The 24669-nt window shown below is 55.4% G+C and carries 25 protein-coding genes and 1 pseudogene; 10 read left to right on the top strand and 16 right to left on the bottom strand.

Going from position 1 to position 24669, the window contains the following annotated elements:
- Positions 1-31 precede the first annotated feature (31 nt).
- The 6 genes from nuoF to ACSEMK_RS08030 form a co-directional block, all read right to left on the bottom strand.
- The gene (gene nuoF / locus ACSEMK_RS08055) at positions 32-1369 is read right to left on the bottom strand and encodes an NADH-quinone oxidoreductase subunit NuoF (RefSeq protein ID WP_308958774.1); all 1338 of its coding nucleotides are present in this window, start codon (positions 1367-1369) and stop codon (positions 32-34) included.
- Complete coding sequence (gene nuoE / locus ACSEMK_RS08050) at positions 1366-1866, bottom strand: NADH-quinone oxidoreductase subunit NuoE (RefSeq protein WP_015365586.1); 501 nt, start codon at positions 1864-1866, stop codon at positions 1366-1368. The genes nuoF and nuoE overlap by 4 nt, the downstream gene beginning before the upstream one ends.
- A gap of 2 nt (positions 1867-1868) precedes the next feature.
- On the bottom strand, positions 1869-3677 hold the full coding sequence (nuoC, locus tag ACSEMK_RS08045) for an NADH-quinone oxidoreductase subunit C/D (RefSeq protein ID WP_015365585.1): 1809 nt from the start codon (positions 3675-3677) through the stop codon (positions 1869-1871).
- Positions 3678-3765: 88 nt separating this feature from the next.
- Positions 3766-4440 (bottom strand): NADH-quinone oxidoreductase subunit NuoB, encoded by a 675-nt coding sequence (nuoB, locus tag ACSEMK_RS08040; RefSeq protein ID WP_002913178.1) that lies wholly within the window; start codon positions 4438-4440, stop codon positions 3766-3768.
- Between the two features lie 15 nt (positions 4441-4455).
- Positions 4456-4902 carry an NADH-quinone oxidoreductase subunit NuoA gene (nuoA, locus tag ACSEMK_RS08035; RefSeq protein ID WP_002913181.1) on the bottom strand — a complete coding sequence of 149 codons (447 nt, stop codon included), beginning with the start codon at positions 4900-4902 and terminating at the stop codon, positions 4456-4458.
- Between the two features lie 652 nt (positions 4903-5554).
- On the bottom strand, positions 5555-6502 hold the full coding sequence (locus tag ACSEMK_RS08030) for a LysR family transcriptional regulator (RefSeq protein WP_435336340.1): 948 nt from the start codon (positions 6500-6502) through the stop codon (positions 5555-5557).
- An 885-nt stretch (positions 6503-7387) separates the two neighbouring features.
- On the opposite strand from ACSEMK_RS08030, the gene alaA reads away from it, so the two are divergent.
- Together alaA and yfbR are read left to right on the top strand one after the other, a co-directional pair.
- Positions 7388-8605 carry an alanine transaminase AlaA gene (gene alaA, locus ACSEMK_RS08025; RefSeq protein ID WP_015365583.1) on the top strand — a complete coding sequence of 406 codons (1218 nt, stop codon included), beginning with the start codon at positions 7388-7390 and terminating at the stop codon, positions 8603-8605.
- Positions 8606-8686: 81 nt separating this feature from the next.
- The gene (gene yfbR / locus ACSEMK_RS08020) at positions 8687-9286 is read left to right on the top strand and encodes a 5'-deoxynucleotidase (protein WP_032712094.1); all 600 of its coding nucleotides are present in this window, start codon (positions 8687-8689) and stop codon (positions 9284-9286) included.
- A gap of 37 nt (positions 9287-9323) precedes the next feature.
- On the opposite strand, the gene ACSEMK_RS08015 is transcribed toward yfbR, so the two are convergent.
- From ACSEMK_RS08015 to yfbV, 4 genes are all read right to left on the bottom strand, one after another.
- On the bottom strand, positions 9324-11156 hold the full coding sequence (locus ACSEMK_RS08015; RefSeq protein ID WP_308958772.1) for an SLC13 family permease: 1833 nt from the start codon (positions 11154-11156) through the stop codon (positions 9324-9326).
- 76 nt (positions 11157-11232) lie between these two features.
- The gene (locus tag ACSEMK_RS08010; RefSeq protein ID WP_087860199.1) at positions 11233-11892 is read right to left on the bottom strand and encodes a sugar phosphatase; all 660 of its coding nucleotides are present in this window, start codon (positions 11890-11892) and stop codon (positions 11233-11235) included.
- An 11-nt stretch (positions 11893-11903) separates the two neighbouring features.
- Positions 11904-12398 carry a YfbU family protein gene (locus tag ACSEMK_RS08005; RefSeq protein WP_015365579.1) on the bottom strand — a complete coding sequence of 165 codons (495 nt, stop codon included), beginning with the start codon at positions 12396-12398 and terminating at the stop codon, positions 11904-11906.
- Between the two features lie 85 nt (positions 12399-12483).
- Positions 12484-12939: a terminus macrodomain insulation protein YfbV gene (gene yfbV, locus ACSEMK_RS08000; protein ID WP_015365578.1), complete on the bottom strand. Its 456-nt coding sequence runs from the start codon at positions 12937-12939 to the stop codon at positions 12484-12486.
- Between the two features lie 338 nt (positions 12940-13277).
- Between yfbV and ackA the strand changes: the two genes are divergently transcribed.
- Together ackA and pta are read left to right on the top strand one after the other, a co-directional pair.
- Positions 13278-14480, top strand: a complete 1203-nt coding sequence (gene ackA / locus ACSEMK_RS07995) for an acetate kinase (protein WP_015365576.1) — start codon at positions 13278-13280, stop codon at positions 14478-14480.
- A 118-nt stretch (positions 14481-14598) separates the two neighbouring features.
- Positions 14599-16746: a phosphate acetyltransferase gene (gene pta, locus ACSEMK_RS07990; RefSeq protein WP_015706164.1), complete on the top strand. Its 2148-nt coding sequence runs from the start codon at positions 14599-14601 to the stop codon at positions 16744-16746.
- A 67-nt stretch (positions 16747-16813) separates the two neighbouring features.
- On the opposite strand, the gene yfcD is transcribed toward pta, so the two are convergent.
- The 3 genes from yfcD to yfcF are packed head-to-tail and all read right to left on the bottom strand — an operon-like array spanning position 16814 to position 18681.
- Positions 16814-17371 (bottom strand): NUDIX hydrolase YfcD, encoded by a 558-nt coding sequence (gene yfcD, locus ACSEMK_RS07985; RefSeq protein ID WP_430914748.1) that lies wholly within the window; start codon positions 17369-17371, stop codon positions 16814-16816.
- Positions 17372-17427: 56 nt separating this feature from the next.
- Positions 17428-17979, bottom strand: a complete 552-nt coding sequence (gene yfcE / locus ACSEMK_RS07980) for a phosphodiesterase (protein ID WP_430914747.1) — start codon at positions 17977-17979, stop codon at positions 17428-17430.
- A 57-nt stretch (positions 17980-18036) separates the two neighbouring features.
- Entirely contained in the window at positions 18037-18681 is a 645-nt protein-coding gene (yfcF, locus tag ACSEMK_RS07975) for a glutathione transferase (protein WP_015365572.1), read from the bottom strand.
- A 161-nt stretch (positions 18682-18842) separates the two neighbouring features.
- Here yfcF and yfcG point away from each other — a divergent pair, with 161 nt between their 5' ends.
- From yfcG to ACSEMK_RS07945, 6 genes and pseudogenes are all read left to right on the top strand, one after another.
- Positions 18843-19472 carry a GSH-dependent disulfide bond oxidoreductase gene (gene yfcG / locus ACSEMK_RS07970; RefSeq protein ID WP_430914746.1) on the top strand — a complete coding sequence of 210 codons (630 nt, stop codon included), beginning with the start codon at positions 18843-18845 and terminating at the stop codon, positions 19470-19472.
- A 65-nt stretch (positions 19473-19537) separates the two neighbouring features.
- Positions 19538-19900 (top strand): dihydroneopterin triphosphate 2'-epimerase, encoded by a 363-nt coding sequence (gene folX, locus ACSEMK_RS07965; RefSeq protein WP_015365570.1) that lies wholly within the window; start codon positions 19538-19540, stop codon positions 19898-19900.
- A 21-nt stretch (positions 19901-19921) separates the two neighbouring features.
- On the top strand, positions 19922-20815 hold the full coding sequence (locus ACSEMK_RS07960) for a TIGR01777 family oxidoreductase (RefSeq protein WP_213316933.1): 894 nt from the start codon (positions 19922-19924) through the stop codon (positions 20813-20815).
- 213 nt (positions 20816-21028) lie between these two features.
- Positions 21029-21283 carry a hypothetical protein gene (locus ACSEMK_RS07955; protein ID WP_430914745.1) on the top strand — a complete coding sequence of 85 codons (255 nt, stop codon included), beginning with the start codon at positions 21029-21031 and terminating at the stop codon, positions 21281-21283.
- Between the two features lie 3 nt (positions 21284-21286).
- Entirely contained in the window at positions 21287-21841 is a 555-nt protein-coding gene (locus ACSEMK_RS07950; RefSeq protein ID WP_430914744.1) for a DNA-binding protein, read from the top strand.
- Positions 21842-21916: 75 nt separating this feature from the next.
- Positions 21917-22463 (top strand): annotated as a pseudogene (locus ACSEMK_RS07945) (GNAT family N-acetyltransferase).
- On the opposite strand, the gene hisP reads toward ACSEMK_RS07945, so the two are convergent.
- From hisP to ACSEMK_RS07930, 3 genes are read right to left on the bottom strand one after another with little or no spacing between them, the layout of a single operon-like run.
- Positions 22452-23225: a histidine ABC transporter ATP-binding protein HisP gene (hisP, locus tag ACSEMK_RS07940; protein ID WP_015365566.1), complete on the bottom strand. Its 774-nt coding sequence runs from the start codon at positions 23223-23225 to the stop codon at positions 22452-22454. The pseudogene ACSEMK_RS07945 and the gene hisP overlap by 12 nt on opposite strands.
- A 7-nt stretch (positions 23226-23232) precedes the next feature.
- Complete coding sequence (locus ACSEMK_RS07935) at positions 23233-23949, bottom strand: ABC transporter permease (protein WP_015365565.1); 717 nt, start codon at positions 23947-23949, stop codon at positions 23233-23235.
- The gene (locus ACSEMK_RS07930) at positions 23946-24632 is read right to left on the bottom strand and encodes a histidine ABC transporter permease HisQ (RefSeq protein ID WP_015365564.1); all 687 of its coding nucleotides are present in this window, start codon (positions 24630-24632) and stop codon (positions 23946-23948) included. The genes ACSEMK_RS07935 and ACSEMK_RS07930 overlap by 4 nt, the downstream gene beginning before the upstream one ends.
- Between the last annotated feature and the right edge of the window lie 37 nt (positions 24633-24669).

Here is a 24669-nt window from a genome sequence, read left to right as displayed (position 1 = left end):
TGCGTGCTTCCAAAAATAAAAAACCTTTAGATTACCAGCGCGTCTTAAGCAGGTTCGGCTGAATACCGTTAATTGCATGGGTATTGCTGAACTGCTGCTTAATGCCAGCCTCGAATTCTTCGCGGAAATATTTGATAGCGCTCTGCAGCGGTTCAACCGCGCCCGGCGCGTGCGCGCAGAAGGTTTTACCCGGCCCGAGGAATCGACACAGTTGCTCAAGGGTTTCGATATCGCCAGGCTGGCCTTCGCCGCGCTCCAGGGCGCGCAGGATCTTCACGCTCCACGGCAGGCCGTCGCGACAAGGCGTACACCAGCCGCAGGATTCGCGGGCAAAAAATTCTTCGAGGTTGCGCACCAGCGGAACCATGCCGATCTCGTGGTCGACGGCCATCGCCAGCGCGGTGCCCAGACGACTACCGGCTTTACCAATGCTTTCAAACTCCATCGGCAAATCGAGGTGCGCTTCGGTCAGGAAGTCGGTACCGGCGCCGCCCGGCTGCCAGGCTTTAAACTTCAGGCCATCACGCATGCCGCCGGCGTAATCTTCGAGGATCTCGCGCGCGGTGGTGCCGAAAGGCAGTTCCCAGACGCCCGGATTCTTCACGCGCCCGGAGAAGCCCATCAGCTTGGTGCCGGCATCTTTGCTGGTTGAAATATTCTGATACCACTCCACGCCGTTGGCGAGAATGGCAGGCACGTTGCACAGGGTTTCAACGTTGTTGACGCAGGTCGGTTTGCCCCATACGCCCGAGCTCGCCGGGAACGGCGGCTTGGAGCGCGGGTTCGCGCGGCGGCCTTCCAGGGAGTTGATAAGCGCCGTCTCTTCACCGCAAATATAGCGCCCTGCCCCGGTATGCACGAACAGCTCGAAGTCAAAACCGGTGCCGAGGATATTTTTCCCCAACAGGCCTGCTTCAGTGGCTTCGGCGATCGCACGACGCAGATGCTGCGCCGCTTCGATATATTCGCCGCGCAGGAAGATGTAACCGCGCCAGGCCTTCAGCGCAAAGGCGGAGATCAGCATGCCTTCCACCAGCAGGTGCGGCAGCTGTTCCATCAGCAGACGGTCTTTATAGGTACCCGGTTCCATTTCATCGGCGTTACACAGCAGGTAACGGATGTTCATGGACTCGTCTTTCGGCATCAGGCTCCACTTCAGACCGGTGGAAAAGCCCGCGCCGCCGCGCCCTTTCAGGCCGGCGTCTTTTACCGCATTGACGATTTCATCCGGCGCCATACCGCTTAAGGCCTTGCGCGCCCCTTCATAACCGTTTTTACTGCGATACTCGTCCAGCCACACCGGCTGCTTGTCATCGCGCAGACGCCAGGTTAATGGATGCGTTTCGGCAGTACGAATAATGGTTTTCATTTATACCGCTCCAGGAGGTCAGGAATCGCTTCCGGCGTCAGATAACTGTGCGTGTCGTCATCAATCATCATGGTCGGCCCCTTGTCGCAGTTGCCAAGGCAACAGGTCGGCAGCAGCGTGAAGCGGCCATCAAAGGTGGTTTGACCCGGTTTGATGTCCAGCTTTTTCTCGATAGCGGACTGGATCCCCTGGAAGCCGGTGATATGGCACACCACGCTGTCGCAGTAGCGGATCACGTGACGGCCAACCGGCTGGCGGAAGATCTGGCTGTAGAATGTCGCCACGCCTTCGACGTCACTTGCCGGGATCCCCAGCACATCGGCGATCGCGTAGATCGCGCCATCCGGCACCCAGCCGCGCTGTTTTTGAACAATTTTCAGCGCTTCGATGGACGCCGCACGCGGGTCTTCGTAGTGGTGCTTTTCGTGCTCAATAGCCTCACGCTCTGCCGCACTCAGCTCAAAAGCCTCGGTTTGTGGTTGTTGATTCTCGTGCATAATTAGCGGTCCACGTCTGACATAACAAAATCGATACTACCCAGATAGACGATAAGGTCGGATACCAGGCTGCCACGGATCGCCGCCGGGATCTGCTGCAGGTGCGCATAGCTCGGGGTACGAATACGGGTACGGTAGCTCATGGTGCTGCCGTCGCTGGTCAGGTAGTAACTGTTAATCCCCTTCGTCGCTTCAACCATCTGGAAGGATTCGTTGGCCGGCATCACCGGGCCCCAGGAAACCTGCAGGAAGTGCGTAATCAGGGTCTCAATGTGCTGCAGCGTGCGCTCTTTCGGCGGCGGCGTGGTCAGCGGGTGATCCGCTTTGAACGGGCCTTCCGGCATATTATCGAGGCACTGCTGGAGAATGCGCAGGCTCTGGCGCAGCTCTTCCACTTTTAGCATCACGCGGGTGTAGCAGTCGGAAACGCCGCCGCCGGTCGGGATTTCAAAGTCGAAGTTTTCGTAGCCAGAATAAGGACGCCATTTACGCACGTCGAAGCCGATACCGGTCGCGCGCAGACCTGCGCCAGTGGTGCCCCACTCCAGCGCTTCTTTCGCGGTGTAGGCGGCAACGCCTTTGGAACGGCCAATCAGAATGGTGTTGCGCAGCGCGGCTTTCTCATAGGAATCCAGGCGCTTCGGCATCCACTCAAGGAATTCACGCAGCAGGCGATCCCAGCCGCGCGGCAGGTCGTGGGCGACGCCGCCGATGCGGAACCATGCCGGGTGCATACGGAAACCGGTGATCGCTTCGACCAGATCGTAGATTTTCTGACGGTCGGTAAAGGCGAAGAAGACCGGGGTCATCGCGCCGACGTCCTGAATAAAGGTCGAGATATACAGCAGGTGGCTGTTAATGCGGAACAGTTCGGACAGCATCACGCGGATCACGTTCACGCGATCCGGCACGGTGATCCCGGCCAGTTTTTCCACCGCCAGCACGTACGGCATCTCGTTGACGCAGCCGCCGAGGTATTCGATACGGTCGGTGTACGGGATGTAGCTGTGCCAGGACTGGCGTTCACCCATCTTCTCCGCGCCGCGGTGGTGGTAGCCGATGTCCGGCACGCAGTCGACAATCTCTTCGCCATCCAACTGCAGAATAATACGGAATGCGCCGTGAGCGGACGGGTGGTTCGGGCCGAGGTTGAGGAACATAAAGTCCTCGTTTTCGGTACCGCGCTTCATACCCCACTCTTCCGGCTTGAAGGTTAACGCTTCCATTTCCAGATCCTGCTTGGCCTTGGTCAGCTCAAACGGATCGAATTCGGTGGCGCGCGCCGGATAGTCTTTACGCAGCGGGTGGCCTTCCCAGGTCGGCGGCATCATGATGCGGCGCAGATTCGGGTGACCGTCGAAGGTCACGCCAAACATTTCCCAGGTTTCACGCTCATACCAGTTGGCGTTAGGGAACAGTTTGGTGAAGGTCGGTAGATGCAGATCGTTTTCAGACAACGCCACCTTGAGCATGATATCGCGGTTGCGGTCTACTGAGATCAGGTGGTAGAAAACGGAAAAATCCGCGGCTGGCAAGCCATCGCGGTGTGTACGTAAACGTTCGTCCATGCCGTGCAGGTCAAACAGCATCACGTAAGGTTTAGGCAATCTCTTCAGGAAATCACCCACCTCGAGCAGCTGTTCGCGCTTCACCCATACCACCGGAACGCCGGTACGGGTAGGCTGAACGGTAAAGGCATCCGGCCCAAAACGGTTGCGCAGTTCGCCGATCACCGGGTCATCAAGGTGATCGCGGGTTTGCCAGGCTGGTGCGGCGTCATGCGCGGTTAAATCAGTCATATTGTTCACCATTGCAAAAGGTCCGTGGTGACTGCCGGGCGAGGCTTCGCTGCTTTTGTAGATTGATTTGCGAAGTCTGGTTCCCGCCCGCAGGCGCAAGTTAAATCTCGTCCGGAGTCCGCAGATTGGTCACCGCAATTCGTTCGCCGCGTTTACGCTCGCGCTCGGATTGCATGTTGGCGCGATAGACGCCCTGATCGCCAACCACCCAAGAGAGAGGACGGCGCTCTTTACCAATGGATTCCTGCAGCAGCATCAGCGCCTGCATATAAGCTTCCGGACGCGGCGGACAGCCCGGGATGTAAACATCAACCGGAATAAACTTGTCCACGCCCTGGACGACGGAGTAGATATCGTACATCCCGCCGGAGTTAGCGCATGCGCCCATAGAGATAACCCACTTCGGCTCCAGCATCTGATCGTACAGGCGCTGAATAACCGGGGCCATTTTGGTGAAGCAGGTACCGGCGACCACCATCAGGTCGGCCTGACGCGGAGAGGCACGCAGTACTTCCGCGCCAAAACGCGCAACGTCATGCACCGCAGTGAATGACGTCACCATTTCTACATAGCAGCAAGACAGGCCGAAGTTGTACGGCCAAATCGAGTTCTTACGGCCCCAGTTCACCATGTCATGCAGCGCGTGTTCGAGTTTCCCCATATACACGCTTTTATTGACTTCTTGCTCCAGGGGGTCAGTTACGATCTCCTGTTTTTGCAGGGGGTAACGGTCGTTCTCACCGTTAGGATCTATGCGGGTGAGCGTATAATCCATCTTATTGCCTCGCTTTTACTGCATATGACGGTTAGTGGGACTGTCTGTTTCCGGGTTAACCAGCGTGCGACGGGAACGCGCAGGCGTCCAGTCCAGTGCGCCGATGCGAACGAGGTAAACCAGACCAGCCAGTAGCACTAAAATGAAAATTGCGGCTTCCACAAAGCCAACCCAGCCGCTTTCGCGAATGGATGTTGACCATGCGTAGAGATACAGGGCTTCCACGTCGAAGATAACGAAGAACATGGCGACCAGATAAAACTTCGCAGAAAGACGTAAGCGGGCCGAACCAACGGAGTCGATCCCCGATTCAAACGGCGTGTTTTTGCTACGCGCGCGCGCGCGACCGCCAAGGTACCAGCCGCCGACGAGCATCAGGCAGCACAGACCGATAGCGATGATGAGAAATATAGCGAATGCCCAATGATGAGCGATGACTTCAGTGGATGTTGACATACGCATTGCTTAACCAAAAAAGTGTAGCGCCAAAACCCTCTGCTCTTGATGGCAGATGAACGCCACAGCGTTTCACGGGAGGAATAAAAAAATGACCTTGCAAAAAAGCGTCCCTGGTTGATGAGGAAGCCCAAATGCCGTGGCTTTTTACCCCTTTCTTTAACCTTTTGTCAACTTTAACAAAAGTTTTAACTACATTAATTTACATTGGAATCTTTTCATTAACATTAAATGCCCTTTGTTGCGTAATAACCTTGCATATCATTCGGATTTAGTGTTGTTGAATCGTGTCCGTTTTAGACGTAAATCAGTTTCGCCAATCTATTTTGACAGGATTTGGCCGCGATTCCTCCCCCCAAGTAGGGGTATTTTCTTGATCTGTGACACGCTTTTGTTAATTACATCTGGAAAACGGCAACAATCCGTCCGGTTTTTTAACATTAGCAGGAAGTATTGAAACTGCAGCTAAAAACAGGGAAACAATGGTCGCTTTCAATCCAACTCATTGATTCATATATCAATAAATTATTAAACTGCTTAAAATCCTTGTAAAATATAAAAAAAAAGAGCCACTGACCTCATTTTGTCGATCGGCGGCTCTTTTTTACACTTACATTTTGTTACCGGATTATTGTGATCGATATATGATAATTTCGCTTTATGAAACCAGAGATCCGTCTCCCCCTTCCGGGGTATACAGCGTTTCCGTGTTCCACGGATTATGGTCCTGGCTCAGGGACTGAAAAATCGCCTGCGCCAGCTCGTTTTCCCGCTGTGGATTGCAGCTCAGCACATAGTGGGTATCCGGTAGGCCTGGCAAACCATCGCTTTTACCCGGCACGCGCAGTTCCGGACTCATCATTTCTACCGGACGCGCGGTGACGCCAAGCCCCGCTTTCACCGCCGCCTTCACCCCGGCCAGAGAACTGGCGGCATGCGCCAGAGAACTGGCGGCATGCGCCAGATGCCAGGGGACCTGCGCGGCATTCAGCGCCGAGATGATATCTTCGCGAAACGGCCCGGACTCTTCGAGCAGCACCAGCGGAACAGATTCACCGTGCGCCAGTACGTAATCCGCGGCGCAATACCACAGCGTCGGCGAGGTACGCAGCGTCAGGACATCAAATTCGCCGGTTTGATGAGTGGTTAACGCCAGGTCAATCTCGCCGTTGCCCAACTTCGCAACGATATCGGCGTAATTCAGGACCTTAATTTCCAGCGTCAGTTTGGGATAGAAGCTGCCGATTCGATTGAGCAGATAAGGCAGGATGGTATCCGCCGTTTCATCGGAGGCGCCGATAGTCAACGTCCCCTGCAAACTGCCAAACATCAGCGACATGCAGGCTTCATCATTAAAACGCAGTATTTTGCGCGCGTAGCTGAGCAGTTGGATCCCCTGCTCAGTCAGTAATTTATTACGCCCATGACGAGCGAAAAGCTCTTTGCCAACCAGTTGCTCCAGTCGCTGCATCTGCTGGCTGACGGCGGACTGGGTACGACATACCGCGGCAGCGGCTGCCGCAAAGGTACTCAGATCGGCGACGGCGACGAAGGTCCGCAGCAGATCGAGATCGAGATTTAGTATCGGACGATTTGCATTTATCATATTTCTTCACTTACAGGCGCTAATGCTGGCCTGCCTTGTTGATGCTGTATCCAGGTTTCCGGCTATTCCATGAGCCTCGTGCCGAGCGGACAATTGCCGCGGGTGACAACTGGAAGAACGTCATTGCATGTGAAAGCACTCGTTCGCGACAAATGTGCGAAAAATTTGAGTAATATTTTGTTCGTAGCTCTACGCATTTTTAATTACTGAGACTTACGTTATGTGATGAATCTCAAACAAAGTCTGCAATAACAAATGTCGTTACGACCGGAAGCCCGACACAGATAACAACGCTTGCTGGAACACAAACAAAAAAGCCTGCAATAACAATATATTAATAAAATCACGCCGTTAAACAGAGGTTTACACGTCGATATTAACCGTCATATCCTAACCGAAAACCACAATATTTATAAGCGCTAATCAGTATTATCTAAGGTAATTTTAAACATTTTTGCAGCACTATAATTAAATTAACAAAAGCCGAAATAATCCATGCAATCAAATATACCTGATTCATTAATTGGCATGTTTTATTAAAAAAAATTAACATAGTTGCTACAGTTGTCGTCGCCCTCTTTCTTATTAGCATAGTGTCTTTTAGCGGTTAAAATTCAGGCAAGCCGCTTTTTCCTTCAGCAACAAACCAGATAAACATCCATACAATTGCGCAATATGCGCAACATAAAACCATTCAAAAACCCATATCAGGCACATTATATAAAGAATAACGCCATTACACAGATAAATTCATTACTCTAAAAAAATACTATTCGCAAAATCTTCTCCTGTTAACCCTTCAAAACAGCGGGGATGCGGAGTACATTGTTCCGTGCTGACTTCCACGGCAGGGAGTGGCGATAACAGCTAAAAGGTCAAAGGTTCATGTCCCCTATCGAAAAATCCAGCAAGTTAGAGAATGTCTGTTACGACATCCGCGGTCCGGTTCTAAAAGAAGCAAAACGCCTTGAAGAAGAAGGCAACAAGGTACTCAAGCTGAATATCGGCAACCCGGCGCCGTTCGGCTTTGATGCGCCTGACGAAATCCTCGTCGACGTTATCCGCAATCTGCCGACCGCCCAGGGCTACAGCGACTCAAAAGGTCTCTATTCCGCCCGTAAAGCAATTATGCAGCACTACCAGGCGCGCGGAATGCGCGATGTTACCGTGGAAGATATCTATATCGGTAACGGCGTTTCAGAGCTGATCGTCCAGGCCATGCAGGCGCTGCTCAACAGCGGCGACGAAATGCTCGTTCCGGCCCCGGACTACCCGCTGTGGACCGCGGCTGTCTCGCTTTCCAGCGGCAAAGCGGTGCACTATCTGTGCGACGAATCTTCAGACTGGTTCCCGGATCTCGACGATATCCGCGCCAAAATTACGCCACGCACCCGCGGGATCGTCATCATTAACCCGAATAACCCAACGGGCGCCGTTTATTCCAAAGAGCTGCTGCAGGAGATAGTCGAGATCGCCCGTCAGCACAACCTGATTATTTTCGCCGACGAAATCTACGACAAGATCCTGTATGACGACGCCGAACACCACTCTATCGCCGCGCTGGCGCCGGATATGCTGACCGTCACCTTCAACGGACTGTCGAAGACCTATCGCGTCGCCGGTTTCCGCCAGGGCTGGATGGTGCTGAACGGGCCGAAAAAGCACGCCAAAGGCTATATCGAAGGGCTGGAAATGCTGGCCTCAATGCGTCTGTGCGCGAATGTCCCGGCGCAACACGCTATCCAAACCGCGCTGGGCGGCTACCAGAGCATTAGCGAATTTATCATTCCGGGCGGGCGTTTGTATGAGCAGCGCAACCGCGCCTGGGAGTTAATCAACGAGATCCCGGGCGTCTCCTGCGTCAAGCCGAAAGGCGCGCTGTATATGTTCCCGAAAATCGATGCTAAACGCTTTAATATCCACGATGACCAGAAAATGGTGCTCGATTTCCTGCTACAGGAGAAAGTGCTGCTGGTTCAGGGTACCGCCTTTAACTGGCCGTGGCCGGATCACGTGCGTATCGTCACCCTGCCGCGTGAAGATGACCTGGAAATGGCGATTTCCCGCTTTGGCCGCTTCCTCTCCGGCTATCATCAGCTTTAATCGCGCCGCCGCCGGTATTTGCATCCGGCGGCGATCCCTGCGCACAATGGAACCTGATGTTGTCACCGCTTAAGGGTTCCTATGAGTCAGAGTCATTTCTTTGCCCACCTCTCCCGCCTGAAACTAATTAACCGCTGGCCATTGATGCGCAACGTGCGTACCGAGAACGTCTCCGAGCACAGTTTGCAGGTGGCGATGGTCGCCCACGCGCTGGCGGCGATTAAGAACCGCAAGTTTGGCGGCCAGGTCAACGCCGAACGTATTGCCCTGCTGGCGATGTATCACGATGCCTCCGAGGTCCTCACCGGCGATCTGCCCACGCCGGTGAAATACTTCAATTCGCAGATTGCCCAGGAATATAAGGCGATTGAGAAAATCGCTCAGCAAAAACTGGTCGATATGGTTCCCGATGAGCTGCGCGATATCTTTGAGCCCCTGATTGATGAGCATCATTACAGTGAAGAAGAGCAGTCGATTGTGAAGCAGGCCGACGCCCTGTGCGCCTATCTGAAATGTCTTGAAGAGCTTTCCGCCGGCAATAACGAATTCCTGCTGGCTAAAGGTCGGCTGGAAAAAACGCTGGAGTCGCGCCGCAGCCCGGAGATGGATTACTTTATGCAGGTGTTTGTCCCGAGCTTCCAGCTGTCGCTTGATGAAATCAGCCAGGATTCACCGCTTTAATATACGGGCCGGGCATCCCCTGCCCGGCCTGAATGAATTAAAACGGAAAGAGTACCGGGATCAGCAGCACGCAGACCACCATCACCAGTACGGTGAAGGGCACACCGATTTTGACAAAATCACTGAACGAATATTTACCGGGTCCGAGCACCAGCGTGTTAACCGGTGAAGAGACCGGGGTCATGAAGGCCGCCGAAGCCGCCATCGCCACCACCATGGCGAAGGGATACGGCGATACCCCCATCGATTTCGCCGCCGCCAGAGCAATCGGCGCCATCAGCACCGCCGTCGCGGTGTTAGAGATAAACAGACCAATCGCCGCGCACATCACAAACAGACAACCCAGCATCAAGTAGGGGCCTTTGCTCCCGGCGACGTCCATTAACCCCTGCACCACCAAATCCACGCCGCCGGTCTTCTGCAATGCCAGGGCAAACGGCATCATCCCCACGATCAAAATGATACTCGGCCAGTGAATCGCCTTGTAGGCGCTCTCCGCATTGATGCAGCGAAACTTGCCCATCAACAGGCAGGCGATGATTGCGGCAATGGGGTTGGGAATTTCATCGGTAAGCATCAGCGCTACCATCAACACCAGGCAGAATATGGCGTGCGGCGCCTGGCTGTGAGCGGGCGACGCATCGTTGACCTCAACCGGCATATTCAGCACCACAAAATCACGGCCGCGTTTTGCCAGCATGGCTATCTGCCGCCAGTTGCCGACCACCAGCATAATGTCGCCTAATTGCAGCGGTTCATCGACGACCGCGCCGTCGAGCGCTGTGCCATCGCGCTTCAGGCCGACGATATTCAGACCGAAACGGGTACGGAAGGCCATCTCGCGCACCGTTTTACCAATAAGCTCTGAATCAGGGATTAATGAGACTTCCGCCATGCCGACGTCCAGCGCCTGGTCGGAAAAGTATTCGCCACGCAGCACCATCGGCTCAAGCATCTGTTCGCCGCAAAACTGCCGCAGATCGACATCGGAAGCCGACATATCGATAAGCAACACGTCGCGGGCGCGAAACTCCGATACCCCGTTAACGTTGACAATCACCCGGCGAAAACGCCGCCAGCGCTCAACGCCGATAACGTTGGCGCAGTAGCGTTCACGCAGCTTTAAATCATCAAGCCGCTGACCGATCATCGGCGAGCCCGGACGAATCGCCAGTCGGCGCGCCCTACCGGTGAGGCGGTACTCTTTGATTAAATCGCGAAAGGTGCTTTTCTTGCGGCCATCGCGAGCGGCGCTGTCATCTTCGCCCTTCAGCATAAAACGCATCACCAGCATATAGACGATACCTAACACCAGCACCACCAGACCAATCGGAGTCACGCTGAAGAAACTGAATCCATGCAACCCCTCGCGCAGCAGTTCACTGTTGACCACCAGGTTCGGCGGCGTCGCCACCAGGGTCATCATGCCGCTAATCAGCCCGGCGAAGCTCAGCGGCATCATCAGCCGCGATGGCGAGGTATTCATGCGCAACGAGACGCTGAGCACCACCGGAATAAATATCGCCACGACGCCGGTTGAGCTCATAAACGCGCCCAGCCCGGCAACGGTGAGCATCAGATAGACCAGCATTTTGGTTTCGCTATTGCCGGCAACCTTGACCAGCCAGGAGCCCATTTTAGTCGCCACGCCGGTGCGCACCAGGCCATCGCCAATGATAAATAGCGCAGCAATGAGAATAACGTTCGGATCGCTAAAGCCGGAGAAGGCCTCGCTGAGGGTTAACGTACCGCTAAGCACAAACGCAACAATGATCATCAGCGCGATGGCATCCATGCGCACCTTGCCGGTTGCAAACAAGACAACCGCGATGGCCAGTAGCGATAACACCCAAATCAATTCACCGTTCACAACTTATCCTTGTCTGAAGAGGGAGCCGGAATTGTGGCATAAAAAAGCCCCGGCGACGCGGGGCTAAATCATGAGATTATGCTTTAAGATTCACCTGAACATTGCCGTCCGCCTGCCGCTCAATGCGCAAGCTCTCGAGGGTTGTCAGCACCAGATCGGCTTCATCAAGACGCGGCGCATCCGCCGGAACGTTGACGGCGATGGTGCGGCATCCGGCAGCCAGCCCGGAAAGCAGCCCCGCCGGCGCATCTTCAACCACCGCGCACTGTTGCGCCGGTATCCCCAGCAGTTCAGCGCCGAGCAGATAGGCATCCGGCGCCGGTTTCCCCTTCTTCACCTGCTCGGCGGTGACAAACACTTTCGGCATCGGCAGACCTGCCGCGCGGTGGCGGGCGTGAGCGACCGGAATGGAACCCGAAGTCACGATAGCCCACGGGATCCCCGCTTCATTAAGCGTATTCAGCAAGCTTAACGCGCCCGGCAGTGCGACAATGCCTTCGATATCAGTGGCTTCAATCTGCTCAAGAAAGCGGAACTCGGCCTGAATATCCTCTTCGCTGCGCCCCGGCATAAAATGACGAATCGAAGTGATGGCCTGTTTACCGTGAATGAAACCGAGAATTTCATCATGCGGAATGCCGAAACGATCGCCCCATTTACACCATGAACGCTCGACAACCGGTAAAGAATCCACCAGCGTCCCGTCGAGATCGAACAGGAAACCTTTACACTGCACGGGCACCTCCATCAGGCATTAATAATTTGGTTAATTTCGTTACTACTCAAATGATACTGGCGCGGACAGGAGTGCCAGGCGGCCAGCATACGCTGGTATTTTTCCCACATCGGCGTCTGCGAGTTAAAGCCGTGAGTTCCTGCGTCGAAGTGGCTATAGCGCCCTTCTACATTGACCATAAAGCGCACATAGCCGAGATAACGGGCCTCAGTGGCGACATCAAAGCCAAGGAAGGTGACCCGGCGTTCATCAATACCGGACGCATCTTTGAGGTTGGTCCACGAGACGTGCAGCGCGTGGTACATCTCCATGATATCGATAATCGTCCGGCAGGTTTCTTCCGTCAGTTGGCCAAATTCGCGGTCCAGCTCGCGCATTTGCAGCCCATATCCACGCTCGATGATGGTCTGTAGACGGCGGTAACGTTCAGCGTTGTCCGGGTCGAGCATAGTCATCATCTTGTACTGATTGGACAAAATCAGACGCTGCGCATTGGTCATTTCCATTTTTGACTCCTGTAGCACTTACGGCGTGAAATAAAGAAGGCGCATAAATCATGCGCCTTCTTTTATATGCGTTTTCCGTATGGAATTACAAATCATCAAGGAAAGTTTTATCCAGTTGTTTGAAGGCGCGCTTAAGCGTGTCAGCCAGCGCCTGGTAATCCGGCTTGCCGTCAACCGGCGCTAACGCCTGACCGGCCTCTTGTAATTTGCCGCGCACTTCATAAAACCAGTTCAGTATTGATGGCGGTAATGGCGTGACGGAACGCTTGCCCAACCACCACAGCCCCTGCATCGGCAGGCTTAAGGCAAATAGCGCGGTGGCGACGGCCGGGCCGAGCTGGCCGCCGAGCGCTATCTGCCAGCACAGGGTGAAGACCGCAACCGGCGGCATGATGCGAATCGCGTAGCGGGTGGCGCGAATAATGCGGTTTTCGATAAACACCGGCGCCAGCCGCTTATCGAGGGGCCAGGTCTTCGCATAGTGCTGCCCGCGACGAAACAAGCTAAAAAAGCTAACGGGGCGATTCTCAGGGGTCGACATGGCTATACCTCAACTTTACATATAAAACTTAAAATTTTCGTGCAAAACACCAACTGTGCATGACAACGTTCAAAAGATTTTGGCAATGGGTGCGGCAATCAGGTATCCTGTGCCCACCTGAGAGGGCGGTTAGACCCTTTTACCAGGTTAGTCAAATTATCGCATATTCTGCTGCTGGCGGAAAATTATGCAAAATGACATAAAATCATATGTACTTCCCTCATCGTGCCAGAAAACAGAACAAGGCATGATGTTAATCATAAATGTCGATGTCATCCTGCGCTACGCTTTGTGACACACTGATGTTTTTTTAGCCACGTATCATAAAAGGTACTTCCATGTCGAGTAAGTTAGTACTGGTTCTGAACTGCGGTAGCTCTTCCCTGAAATTTGCTATCCTGGATGCCGTTAACGGTGACGAATATCTCTCCGGTTTAGCCGAATGTTTCCATCTTCCTGAAGCCCGTATCAAATGGAAAATGGACGGCGGCAAACACGAAGCTGAGTTAGGCGCAGGCGCCGCTCACAGTGAAGCGCTGAACTTTATCGTTAACACTATTCTGGCACAAAAACCAGAACTGTCAGCACAGCTGACCGCAATTGGCCATCGTATCGTTCACGGCGGTGAAAAATACACCAGTTCCGTTGTCATCGACGATTCCGTTATTCAGGGCATCAAAGACTCCGCTTCCTTCGCACCGCTGCACAACCCGGCGCATCTGATCGGTATCGCTGAAGCGCTGAAATCCTTCCCGCATCTGAAAGACAAGAACGTTGCCGTGTTCGACACCGCGTTCCATCAGACCATGCCGGAAGAGTCCTACCTGTACGCCCTGCCGTACAGCCTGTACAAAGAGCACGGCGTACGTCGTTACGGCGCGCACGGCACCAGCCACTACTATGTGACTCAGGAAGCCGCTAAGGTTCTGAACAAGCCGGTTGAAGAACTGAACATCATCACCTGCCACCTCGGCAACGGCGGTTCCGTTTCCGCTATCCGTAACGGTAAATGCGTTGATACCTCCATGGGTCTGACCCCGCTGGAAGGTCTGGTGATGGGTACTCGCTCTGGCGATATCGACCCGGCAATCATTTTCCACCTGCACGACGCGCTGGGTATGAGCGTAGATGCTATCAACAAAATGCTGACCAAAGAGTCCGGCCTGCTGGGTCTGACCGAAGTCACCAGCGACTGCCGCTACGTTGAAGACAACTACGCGGATAAAGCTGACGCTAAGCGCGCAATGGACGTTTACTGTCACCGCCTGGCGAAGTACATCGGTTCTTACACTGCGCTGATGGACGGTCGTCTGGACGCCGTTGTCTTCACCGGTGGTATCGGTGAAAACGCCGCGATGGTTCGTGAACTGTCCCTGGGTAAACTCGGCGTTCTGGGCTTCGAAGTTGATCACGAGCGTAACCTGGCTGCCCGTTTCGGCAAGTCTGGCTTCATCAACAAAGAAGGCACCCGCCCTGCCGTGGTTATCCCGACCAACGAAGAGCTGGTGATCGCTCAAGACGCACACCGTCTGACCGCTTAATTCCACACCGCCAGCGATAACCCTGACGTCTTCGAGTTGCCACTTGAAGCATGATGGTAAGCTGGCGGTGCTGTTTTGTATCCCGCCTAAAACTGGCGGTAACGAAAGAGGATATATCGTGTCCCGTACTATCATGCTGATCCCTACCGGAACCAGCGTAGGCCTGACCAGCGTCAGCCTCGGTGTTATCCGCGCTATGGAACGCAAAGGCGTTCGCCTGAGCGTCTTTAAACCTATCGCCCAGCCGCGTTCCGGTGGCGATACTCCAGACCAGACTACCACCATCGTTCGCGCCAGCTCTTCAACGACGACTGCCGCTGAGCCGATGAACATGAGCCACGTTGAGTCGCTGCTGTCCAGCAACCAGAAAGACGTGCTGATGGAAGAGATCATCGCCAACTACCATGCCAACACTCAGGATGCTGAAGTGGTGCTGGTTGAAGGCCTGGTCCCGACCCGTAAACACCAGTTCGCTCAGTCTCTGAACTACGAAATCGCAAAAACGCTTAACGCGGAAATCGTCTTCGTGATGTCTCAGGGCACCGATACCCCGGAACAGCTGAACGAGCGTATCGAACTGACTCGCAACAGCTTCGGCGGCGCGAAAAACACCAGCATCACTGGCGTTATCGTTAACAAACTGAATGCTCCGGTTGATGAACAAGGCCGTACCCGCCCTGACCTGTCCGAAATCTTCGACGACTCGTCTAAAGCGAAAGTCGTGAAGATCGACCCGGCGCAGCTGCAGAACGGCAGCCCGCTGCCGGTGCTGGGCGCGGTGCCATGGAGCTTCGATCTGATCGCCACGCGCGCTATCGACATGGCGCATCACCTGAATGCGACCGTGATCAACGAAGGCGACATCAATACTCGCCGCGTGAAGTCCGTAACCTTCTGCGCGCGCAGCATTCCGCACATGCTGGAGCACTTCCGTCCGGGGTCTCTGCTGGTGACTTCCGCAGACCGTCCAGACGTACTGGTCGCTGCCTGCCTGGCGGCGATGAATGGCGTAGAAATCGGCGCCATCCTGCTGACCGGCGGCTATGAAATGGACGCGCGCATCAGCAAACTGTGCGAACGTGCTTTCGCCACCGGCCTGCCGGTATTCATGGTTAACACCAACACCTGGCAGACCTCTCTGAGCCTGCAGAGCTTCAACCTGGAAGTACCGGTTGACGATCACGAGCGCATCGAGAAAGTTCAGGAATACGTTGCCAACTATATCAACGCCGACTGGATCGAATCGCTGACCGCGACCTCCGAGCGCAGCCGTCGTCTGTCTCCGCCAGCCTTCCGCTACCAGCTGACCGAGCTGGCGCGTAAAGCGGGCAAACGCGTCGTTCTGCCGGAAGGCGACGAACCGCGTACCGTTAAAGCGGCGGCCATCTGTGCCGAGCGCGGTATTGCCACCTGCGTGCTGCTGGGCAACCCGGATGAGATCAACCGCGTTGCGGCCTCTCAGGGCGTAGAGCTGGGCGCAGGCATTGAAATCGTCGATCCGGAAGTGGTACGCGAAAGCTACGTGGCGCGTCTGGTCGAACTGCGTAAGAACAAAGGCATGACCGAAGCGGTTGCGCGCGAGCAGCTGGAAGATAACGTGGTTCTTGGCACCCTGATGCTGGAACAAGACGAAGTCGACGGCCTGGTATCCGGCGCGGTTCACACCACCGCCAATACCATCCGTCCGCCGCTGCAGCTTATCAAAACGGCGCCGGGTAGCTCGCTGGTCTCTTCCGTATTCTTCATGCTGCTGCCGGAACAGGTTTACGTTTACGGCGACTGCGCGATCAACCCGGATCCGACGGCAGAACAGCTGGCGGAAATCGCAATTCAGTCCGCTGATTCTGCGATTGCCTTTGGTATCGAACCGCGCGTGGCGATGCTCTCCTACTCCACCGGCACCTCCGGCGCAGGTAGCGATGTAGAAAAAGTACGCGAAGCGACTCGTCTGGCGCAGGAAAAACGTCCTGACCTGATGATCGACGGTCCGCTGCAGTATGATGCCGCAGTAATGGCCGACGTAGCGAAGTCCAAAGCGCCGAACTCTCCGGTAGCTGGCCGCGCAACCGTGTTCATCTTCCCGGATCTGAACACCGGTAACACCACTTACAAAGCCGTACAGCGTTCCGCTGACCTGATCTCCATCGGGCCGATGCTGCAGGGTATGCGTAAGCCGGTAAACGACCTGTCCCGCGGCGCGCTGGTAGACGATATCGTCTACACCATCGCACTGACGGCGATTCAGTCTTCTCAGCAGCAGAACTAATCTTCCGCTGAGACAAAAAAGGCAGCCAAATGGCTGCCTTTTTTTTGACGCTAACCCGTAAAGGAAATTACGCTTCGTCTTCTTCCGACTCGTCGCGATCGTGGCCGGTATTGCCCGCATTACGGGTCATCCACAGCGCCAGCGCTTTCAGCGAATCGGCGGTGAACTCATCGCAGCGCGCGGTGATCTCTTCCGGCGTCAGCCAGCATACTTCGCTAACCTCTTCTTCCTGCAGGGCGAACGGGCCATGAGAAACACAGCTAAACAGGCTGCCCCAGACGCGGCAGTGTTTATCTTCGTAATAGAATTGGCCATGATCGGCAAAAGGCACGCCCGCAATCCCCAGCTCTTCTTCCGCTTCGCGGCGCGCCGAGTCCAGCAGCTGTTCATCCGCCTGCACCACGCCGCCGGCGGTCGCATCCAGCATACCCGGCATGAAATCCTTGCTCTCGGTACGGCGCTGCACCAGAATTTTGCCCATCCCATCATGAACCACAATATAGGTCGCGCGGTGACGCAGACACTGCGCGCGCATTTGCTCGCGGCTGGACTGTGCTATCACCTCATTGTTTTCATTAACAATATCGACCCATTCTGTGCTTGCCAAATGCTTCTGTTCCGCCATCAGGAAACCTTACTTTTAAGCGCTCTCGCGGCGCGTCTTTACGATTGAGGGGTAAATTACGGGTAAATCGCGGCCTCTGCAATAACCTGATTATCTTTGAGTGCGAAAACCTGCAGCCGATCATCTTCCAGCATGCCGTAGCTGGCGGCAAAGCCGCCTTTCGGGATGCTCACAGAGCCAGGATTGAAGAGGAAAATTTCGCCGCGTTTCTCGGCAACCGGAATATGAGTATGACCATAAGCCAGTACATCGCCAGCGGCGAGCGGCGGCAAATTATCCGGACTATAGAGATGACCGTGGGTCAGAAACAGGCGGTAGCGTTCGCTAAGCACCTGCTGCCAGGGGGCGGTAATGGGGAAATGCAGCAGCATTTGATCGACTTCGCTATCACAGTTACCGCGGACGGCGATAATCCGCTGCGCGACGCTGTTCAGCCGCTCGGCGACCTGCGCCGGCGCATACCCTTCCGGCAGCGCGTTGCGCGGCCCGTGATTAAGCACATCGCCGAGGATAACCAGCCACTGCGCCCCGCTCTGCGCGAAGCGTTCCAGAACGCGTTCGGTCGCAGGCAGCGAACCGTGAATATCGGATGCGAACATCAGTTTCATATCAACCCCTTACCAGACAATACGGTCTGTCTATGATAACGGAACTGCCTGCGCTTATCAGCCGCTACGTTTAGCCGACAGTGCGGCATAACGCTGAACAGACGCCCGCTGCCACTGGAAGGTCGCGTAGTCCGCCAGCGCTTCCGGCACCTCGTCGCCGTTCAGCACCAGACGGTTTAGCATCAGCGCAAGATCGGCATCGGCAATACACCATTCGCCAAACAGATTCTGCCCGCCATGCGCCAAAAGCGCGCCGGCGGTCGCAAAGAGTTTAGCCGCGCTGGTTTGCCCCGCGGCGCTAAGCGCGGGCTTCTTCGCGCCGCCAAACACCACGTCGGTAGAACGTTCTTCGCGTATGGGCATCAGATCGCTTCGCAGCCAGGCCTGCACCTGCCGCGCCCGCGCGCGTTTTTGCAGGTCGTGCGGATACAAGCGCTCCCACTCCGGCGGCGCAAAGCGTTCGTCAAGGTATTCGGTAATGGCCGAGGATTCGCTTAGCGAAAAATTATCCACTTCCAGCAGCGGCACGCGCCGTGTCGCGGAGTAGCCCTTCCAGCCCGGCTGCAGATGCTCGCCGCTGTCGAGATTGACGGTTTTAAGGGTGAACGGCAGGCTTTTTTCCTGCAGCGCCACATACACGGACATCACATAGGGGGAGAAAAAATCGGCATCGGACCACAGGGTAATAACAGGCTGATTCATGACATCCTCAATGAAGCCAGGGGGAGATAAATCAACATAGCTGGTCTGCTATAAGATGTCACTGGCAGCCGCATGAGGATTTCGCAATATAATCTTTGCCCCGCGATGGCGCAGGTCGCCTATACTCGAAACGTTTGCGACCTTCGATGGCGGGAGACCTCATGATCGATCTTTACTATGCACCCACCCCCAACGGCCACAAAATCATCCTTTTTCTGGAAGAGGCGCAGCTGGCCTATCGCCTGATACGCGTCGATATCGGCAAAGGTGAACAGTTTCGCCCGCAGTTTCTGGCTATCTCGCCAAATAATAAGATCCCGGCGATCGTTGACCACGTTCCGGTCGACGGCGGCGCGCCGTTAAGCCTGTTTGAGTCCGGAGAGATCCTGCTCTATCTGGCGGAAAAATCGGGAAAATTATTGAGCGGCGAGCTGCGCGAGCGGCATACCACCCTGCAATGGCTATTCTGGCAGGTCGGCGGTCTGGGGCCGATGCTTGGGCAAAACCACCACTTTAACCATCACGCGCCTCAGGCTGTCCCTTACGCCATTGAACGCTATCAGGTCGAAAGCCAGCGCCTCTATGGCGTAATGAACCGGCGTCTTGAAGCCAGTCCATGGTTGGGCGGCGAGCACTACAGTATCGCCGATATCGCCTGCTGGCCATGGATTAATGCCCACCAGCGCCAACGCATCGATCTTAGCCAGTTCCCGGCGGTGCATAACTGGTTTGAACGCATCCGCCAGCGCCCGGCAACGCAACAAGCGCTACTCAAAACGCAACATTATTAATCCCCTGCTCGCAGGGCGTGCTTTCATGTATGATTGCGGAAATTACTACACGGAGGAAGCCTGCAATGTCTCAGCCAGACGCCATTATTCGTATTAAGAACCTGCGCCTGCGTACTTTTATTGGAATCAAAGAGGAAGAGATCGCCAACCGACAGGACGTATTGGTGAATGTGGTGATTCACTATCCGGCCGATAAGGCTCGCGACAGCGAAGACATCAACGATGCTCTGAACTATCGCACCATTACTAAACGCATCATCAGCCATATTGAGAATAACCGCTTCTCGCTGCTGGAAAAATTAACCCAGGATGTGCTCAATATCGCATGCGAACATCACTGGGTCACTTATGCTGAAGTAGAGATCGATAAACTTCACGCGCTGCGCTATGCCGACTCAGTATCGATGACCATGAGCTGGCGGCGCTAAAACGTTTGTTAGGGAGGCGGTATGAAAATCCTGCTCACTGGCGGTACCGGGCTCATTGGTCGGCATCTTATTCCCAGGCTGCTGGAACTTGGGCACCAGCTCACGGTTTCCACCCGCAACCCTGAACGCGCGAAAGCCCGTCTCGATCCCCGCGTCGCGCTGTGGCGCGGTTTCGAGGGGCAAAACAACCTCGATGGCTTTGACGCCGTCATTAACCTTGCCGGTGAACCGATCGCCGATAAGCGCTGGACGGCGGAGCAAAAAGAGCGCCTGTGTCACAGCCGCTGGGACATCACCCGGCAACTGGTCGCGTTATTTAAAGCCAGCGAAACACCACCTTCCGTGCTGATTAGCGGTTCCGCTACCGGCTATTACGGCGATCTCGGTGAAGTCGTGGTGACCGAGGAAGAGCCACCGCACAACGAATTTACCCATAAACTTTGCGCCCGCTGGGAGCAAATCGCCTGTGAGGCGCAAAGCGATCGCACGCGCGTGTGCCTGTTGCGCACCGGCGTCGTCTTAGCGCCGCGCGGCGGGATCCTGGCCAAAATGACGCCCGCGTTTAAGCTTGGCCTGGGCGGACCTATCGGCGACGGTCGCCAGTATCTGGCGTGGATCCATATCGATGATATGGTGAACGGTATTCTGTGGCTGCTGGATAACGATCTGCGCGGCCCGTTCAATATGGTCTCGCCCTATCCCGTGCGTAACGAACAGTTTGCCCACGCTCTCGGCCACGCGCTCAATCGCCCGGCGATTTTCCGCGTTCCCGCCGCCGCCATTCGCCTGCTGATGGGGGAATCCTCGGTACTGGTGCTCGGCGGCCAGCGCGCGCTGCCAAAACGCCTGGAAGCCGCTGGCTTTAGCTTCCGCTGGTACGATCTGGAAGAGGCGCTGAACGATGTATTGGGCTAAGTAGATAAACGGGGAGCGACGGCTCCCCGTTCTCTTCCCTTGGGCGGAAGCCGCCTCGCAAATCGTTAGTTCCTCGTCCTCCTTGCTACGCTTCTTGTGAAGCGCATTCCAACCGCAAAAATATTCTCCTGCCATAACGTCCTGACGAGGAATATACCCTCAAAACACGTTGACAACCGTCAACACTCTTTTTATTGTGAGCAGGATTTAACGATGAAGGAACATCCGGACAAACATATCAGGATGGCGATCGCCACGGAGCTGGCGCGGGGGTGGATATTGCTGCCTGCAGGTAAAAGCGCTCATTGCTTTGGCCGCCTCGTCTGCGGCGTGGCTGAACACCGTGAATATATGATGAGCATTTGGTCGACGCCCGCCGTCCCTGAAAACCACGCCCGGCAAATAATCAGAATGGTCGAACGGTGTCCCATCCCGGCTACCGCGCGCATCACGCATAAGGAACGCTAAACGATGCCGATATTTAATTTTACGCTGACGCTGTCCGGCGTCACCAGTCAAACGCCAGGACTGGAAGATGCGCTCTTTGCCGCAGGCTGTAGCGATGCGCTGGTCTGCTTTTACGGTACCGCGGTCTACCTTGAGTTCGATCGCGAGGGCCAATCGCTGGAGCAGGCGGCGCTGTCCGCCATCCGCGATGTAGAAACCGCCGCGCTGCCAGATATCCGCGTGGAGTCCATCGATTCGACACTGGTCGGGCTGAGCGATATCGCCGAACTTATCGGCGTCTCCCGCCAGGCGATCGCTCTATTAAAAGAGGGCGCTCGCGGCAGCGGGCGCTTTCCCGGCCCCGTACAACGTGTGAAAGGCAATTCCCCTCTCTGGCGCTGGAAATCCGTCGTTGAATGGTTAGTCGCGGAAAAGCGCATCGCCGCCGATTCGCCGATGGTGGCTAACGCCCAACTGCTGGATAGCCTCAACCTGGCGCTCCAGCTTCGCCGTTCACCGGAAAATCACCGCATGCAGCGCTACCTGCAAAGTCTGAGCGCCACGCCACCCGCAGGCTGATTCGCGAGGGCGAGCATGTTACCCGGCGCAGTATGGTGGTAAAGTAGGCTTTCGTTTTAGCTGATTAACCGCTTTATGACTACGATAACCACGCCCCGCCTGTTGCTTTCCCGCTTCACTCCGGCCGATTGGCCCTTTTTTCTGCGTCTGCGTCAGGATCCTGACGTCATGCGTTACATGGGTGAGGTGTTAAGCGAAACGGCGCTACGCAGCGTGTTTGAATGCCGCTGCGAAGATGCCGGCGTCTTTGTATTGCGCGATTCTGCCGGCACACCGCTGGGGGATATTGGTCTGCGCATCAGCGCGAAAAACCCGCACGAGGCAGACGTCGGCTACGCGCTACTGCCGCAAGCGCAGGGTCAGGGCTACGCCAGCGAAGCGCTGCGCGCGATTTGTGATTACGGCTTTACCACCCTTGGCATCCACGCCATTAATGCCTGGGTGCTTGGCAATAATTTGGGATCGTCCCGGCTGCTGGAAAAGCACGGTTTTGTACGCATTCAGGTGCTGGAAAATGCTTACCACCTCAACGGCGTGGATTACGATGATTGGATCTACCGGCTGGAGCGTTAAGTCATTCCCGGCGAGCAAACCCGCCGGGAAGAGGCGATTACTTCAGTGAACCTTTAAGGAACTGCTGCAGGCGCTGGCTTTTCGGGTTGCCGAACAGCTCGTCGGGATGCCCCTCTTCTTCGATTCTTCCCTGATGGAGGAAAATCACGTGTGAAGAGACGTGGCGGGCAAAGCCCATTTCGTGGGTGACGACCACCATGGTTTTCCCCTCTTCCGCCAGTTTTTGCATAATACGCAATACTTCGCCCACCAGTTCCGGATCCAGTGCCGATGTCGGTTCATCAAACAGCAGTACGTCCGGCTCCATCGCCAGCGCCCGCGCGATGGACACGCGCTGCTGCTGACCGCCGGAAAGATGTACCGGATATTTGATCTGCTGGCGTTCATCGATGCCGACTTTCGCCAGATACTTCACCGCCCGCTCGCGCGCTTCCTGTTTGTTAAGGCCGAGCACCTGAATCGGCGCCTCCATGACGTTTTCCAGTACCGTCATGTGGCTCCACAGGTTGAAGTGCTGGAACACCATCGTCAGTCGCGTGCGCAGCAGACGCAGCTGGTTTTTATCCGCTACCTTCAACTGGCCGTCTTTATCGCGCACCAGGCCAATATTCTGCCCGTTGACGATAATCGTTCCTTCGCTTGGCTTCTCCAGAAAGTTAATGCAGCGCAGGAAGGTACTTTTACCAGAACCCGATGAGCCGATAATACTAATCACGTCTCCGGCCTTCGCTTTCAGCGAGACGCCTTTCAGCACCTCGTGCTCGCCGTAACGTTTATGCAGATCGATAACGCTTAATTTATTGTCGGTCATGGCTTTCTCAGTGCGTCGAAGAAGGTTTGATATGCTGCAACCAGCGCTTTTCCGCCTTGCGGAACAAGCTAATCAGCACATACGAAATAATTAAGTACAGTACCGCGGCGATACCGAAAGCGGTAAACGGCTGATAGGTCGCCGAGTTAATATCGCGCGCGATTTTCAGCAAATCCGGCACCGTGGCGGTAAACGCCAGCGCCGTCGAGTGCAGCATCAGAATGACTTCGTTGCTGTACGCGGGTAACGCAATACGTAGCGCAGAGGGCAAAATAATGCAGCGATACAGCTTAACAGACGAAAAGCCGTAAGCCCGCGCAGCTTCAATCTCGCCCGGCGCGACCGAACGAATCGCCCCGGCAAAAATCTCGGTGGTGTAGGCGCAGGTATTTAAGGTCAATGCCAACACCGTACAGTTCAGGCCGCTGCGGAAAAACGCATTCAATAGATCGCTGCCTTTGACGATTTCCAGCGTATACATCCCGGAGTAAAACACCAGCAGCTGCACGTACAGCGGCGTACCGCGGAAAATATAGGTAAACAGCCAGATCGGAAACTGAATGTATTTATTGCTCGATACGCGCCCGATGGCGAGAAACACCGCGAGGATGCCGCCCATCACCACTGAAGCAATCAACAGCCACAGGGTGATCGCCACGCCGGTAAAACGGTAACCGTCGGTCCACAGCAGGGATTTCCAGTACTCCTGAATAATTTCAATCACAGGTCAGCCCTCTTCACACCCACGGAGTAGCGGCGTTCAAGCAGCAGCAGCACACCATTGGAAATCGTGGTAAACACCAGATAGATCGCCCCGCAGACGATAGCGAAATAGAACGGCTGCCAGGTACTTTTGCCCGCCAGCTGCGTTGCCTTCACCACGTCTTCCAGACCGAGCAGCGACACCAGCGCAGTGGCTTTGAGAATGACCTGCCAGTTGTTGCCGATACCGGGCAGCGCATAGCGCATCATCGCCGGAAACAGGATGCGGCGGAACGTCTGCCAGCCGCTGAAGCCAAATGCCGTCGCCGCTTCAATATGGCCTTTCGGCACCGCCAGAAACGCGCCGCGGAAGGTTTCGGTGAAGTACGCGCCATAGATAAAGCCGAGGGTGATAATACCGGCAATCATCGGATCAATATCAAATTGCGCCATGCCTAATGCATCGGTGATGCTGTTAAGGGCGATCTGCAGCCCATAGAAAATCAGCAGCATCAGCACCAGATCCGGCACCCCGCGGATCAACGTGGTATAGCCTTCAAACACCAGCGCCATAGGCCGGTTGGCGGATAGTTTCGCCCCCGCGCCCACCAGCCCGATAAGGACCGCCAGCACCACCGAGCTAAGCGCCAGCTCAAGGGTGACCAGCGCGCCCTGAAAAATAACCTGTGAGAACCCGTACAGCATGCTGTCTGCCCTGTCTGTCATCGATCGCCGCACGTGA

Source organism: Klebsiella sp. K-3 (assembly GCF_051207495.1).
Taxonomy (GTDB): Bacteria; Pseudomonadota; Gammaproteobacteria; order Enterobacterales; family Enterobacteriaceae; genus Klebsiella; species Klebsiella aerogenes.
Note: the sequence above shows the minus strand (reverse complement) of the source record. Positions and strands in the feature narration are given on the sequence as shown.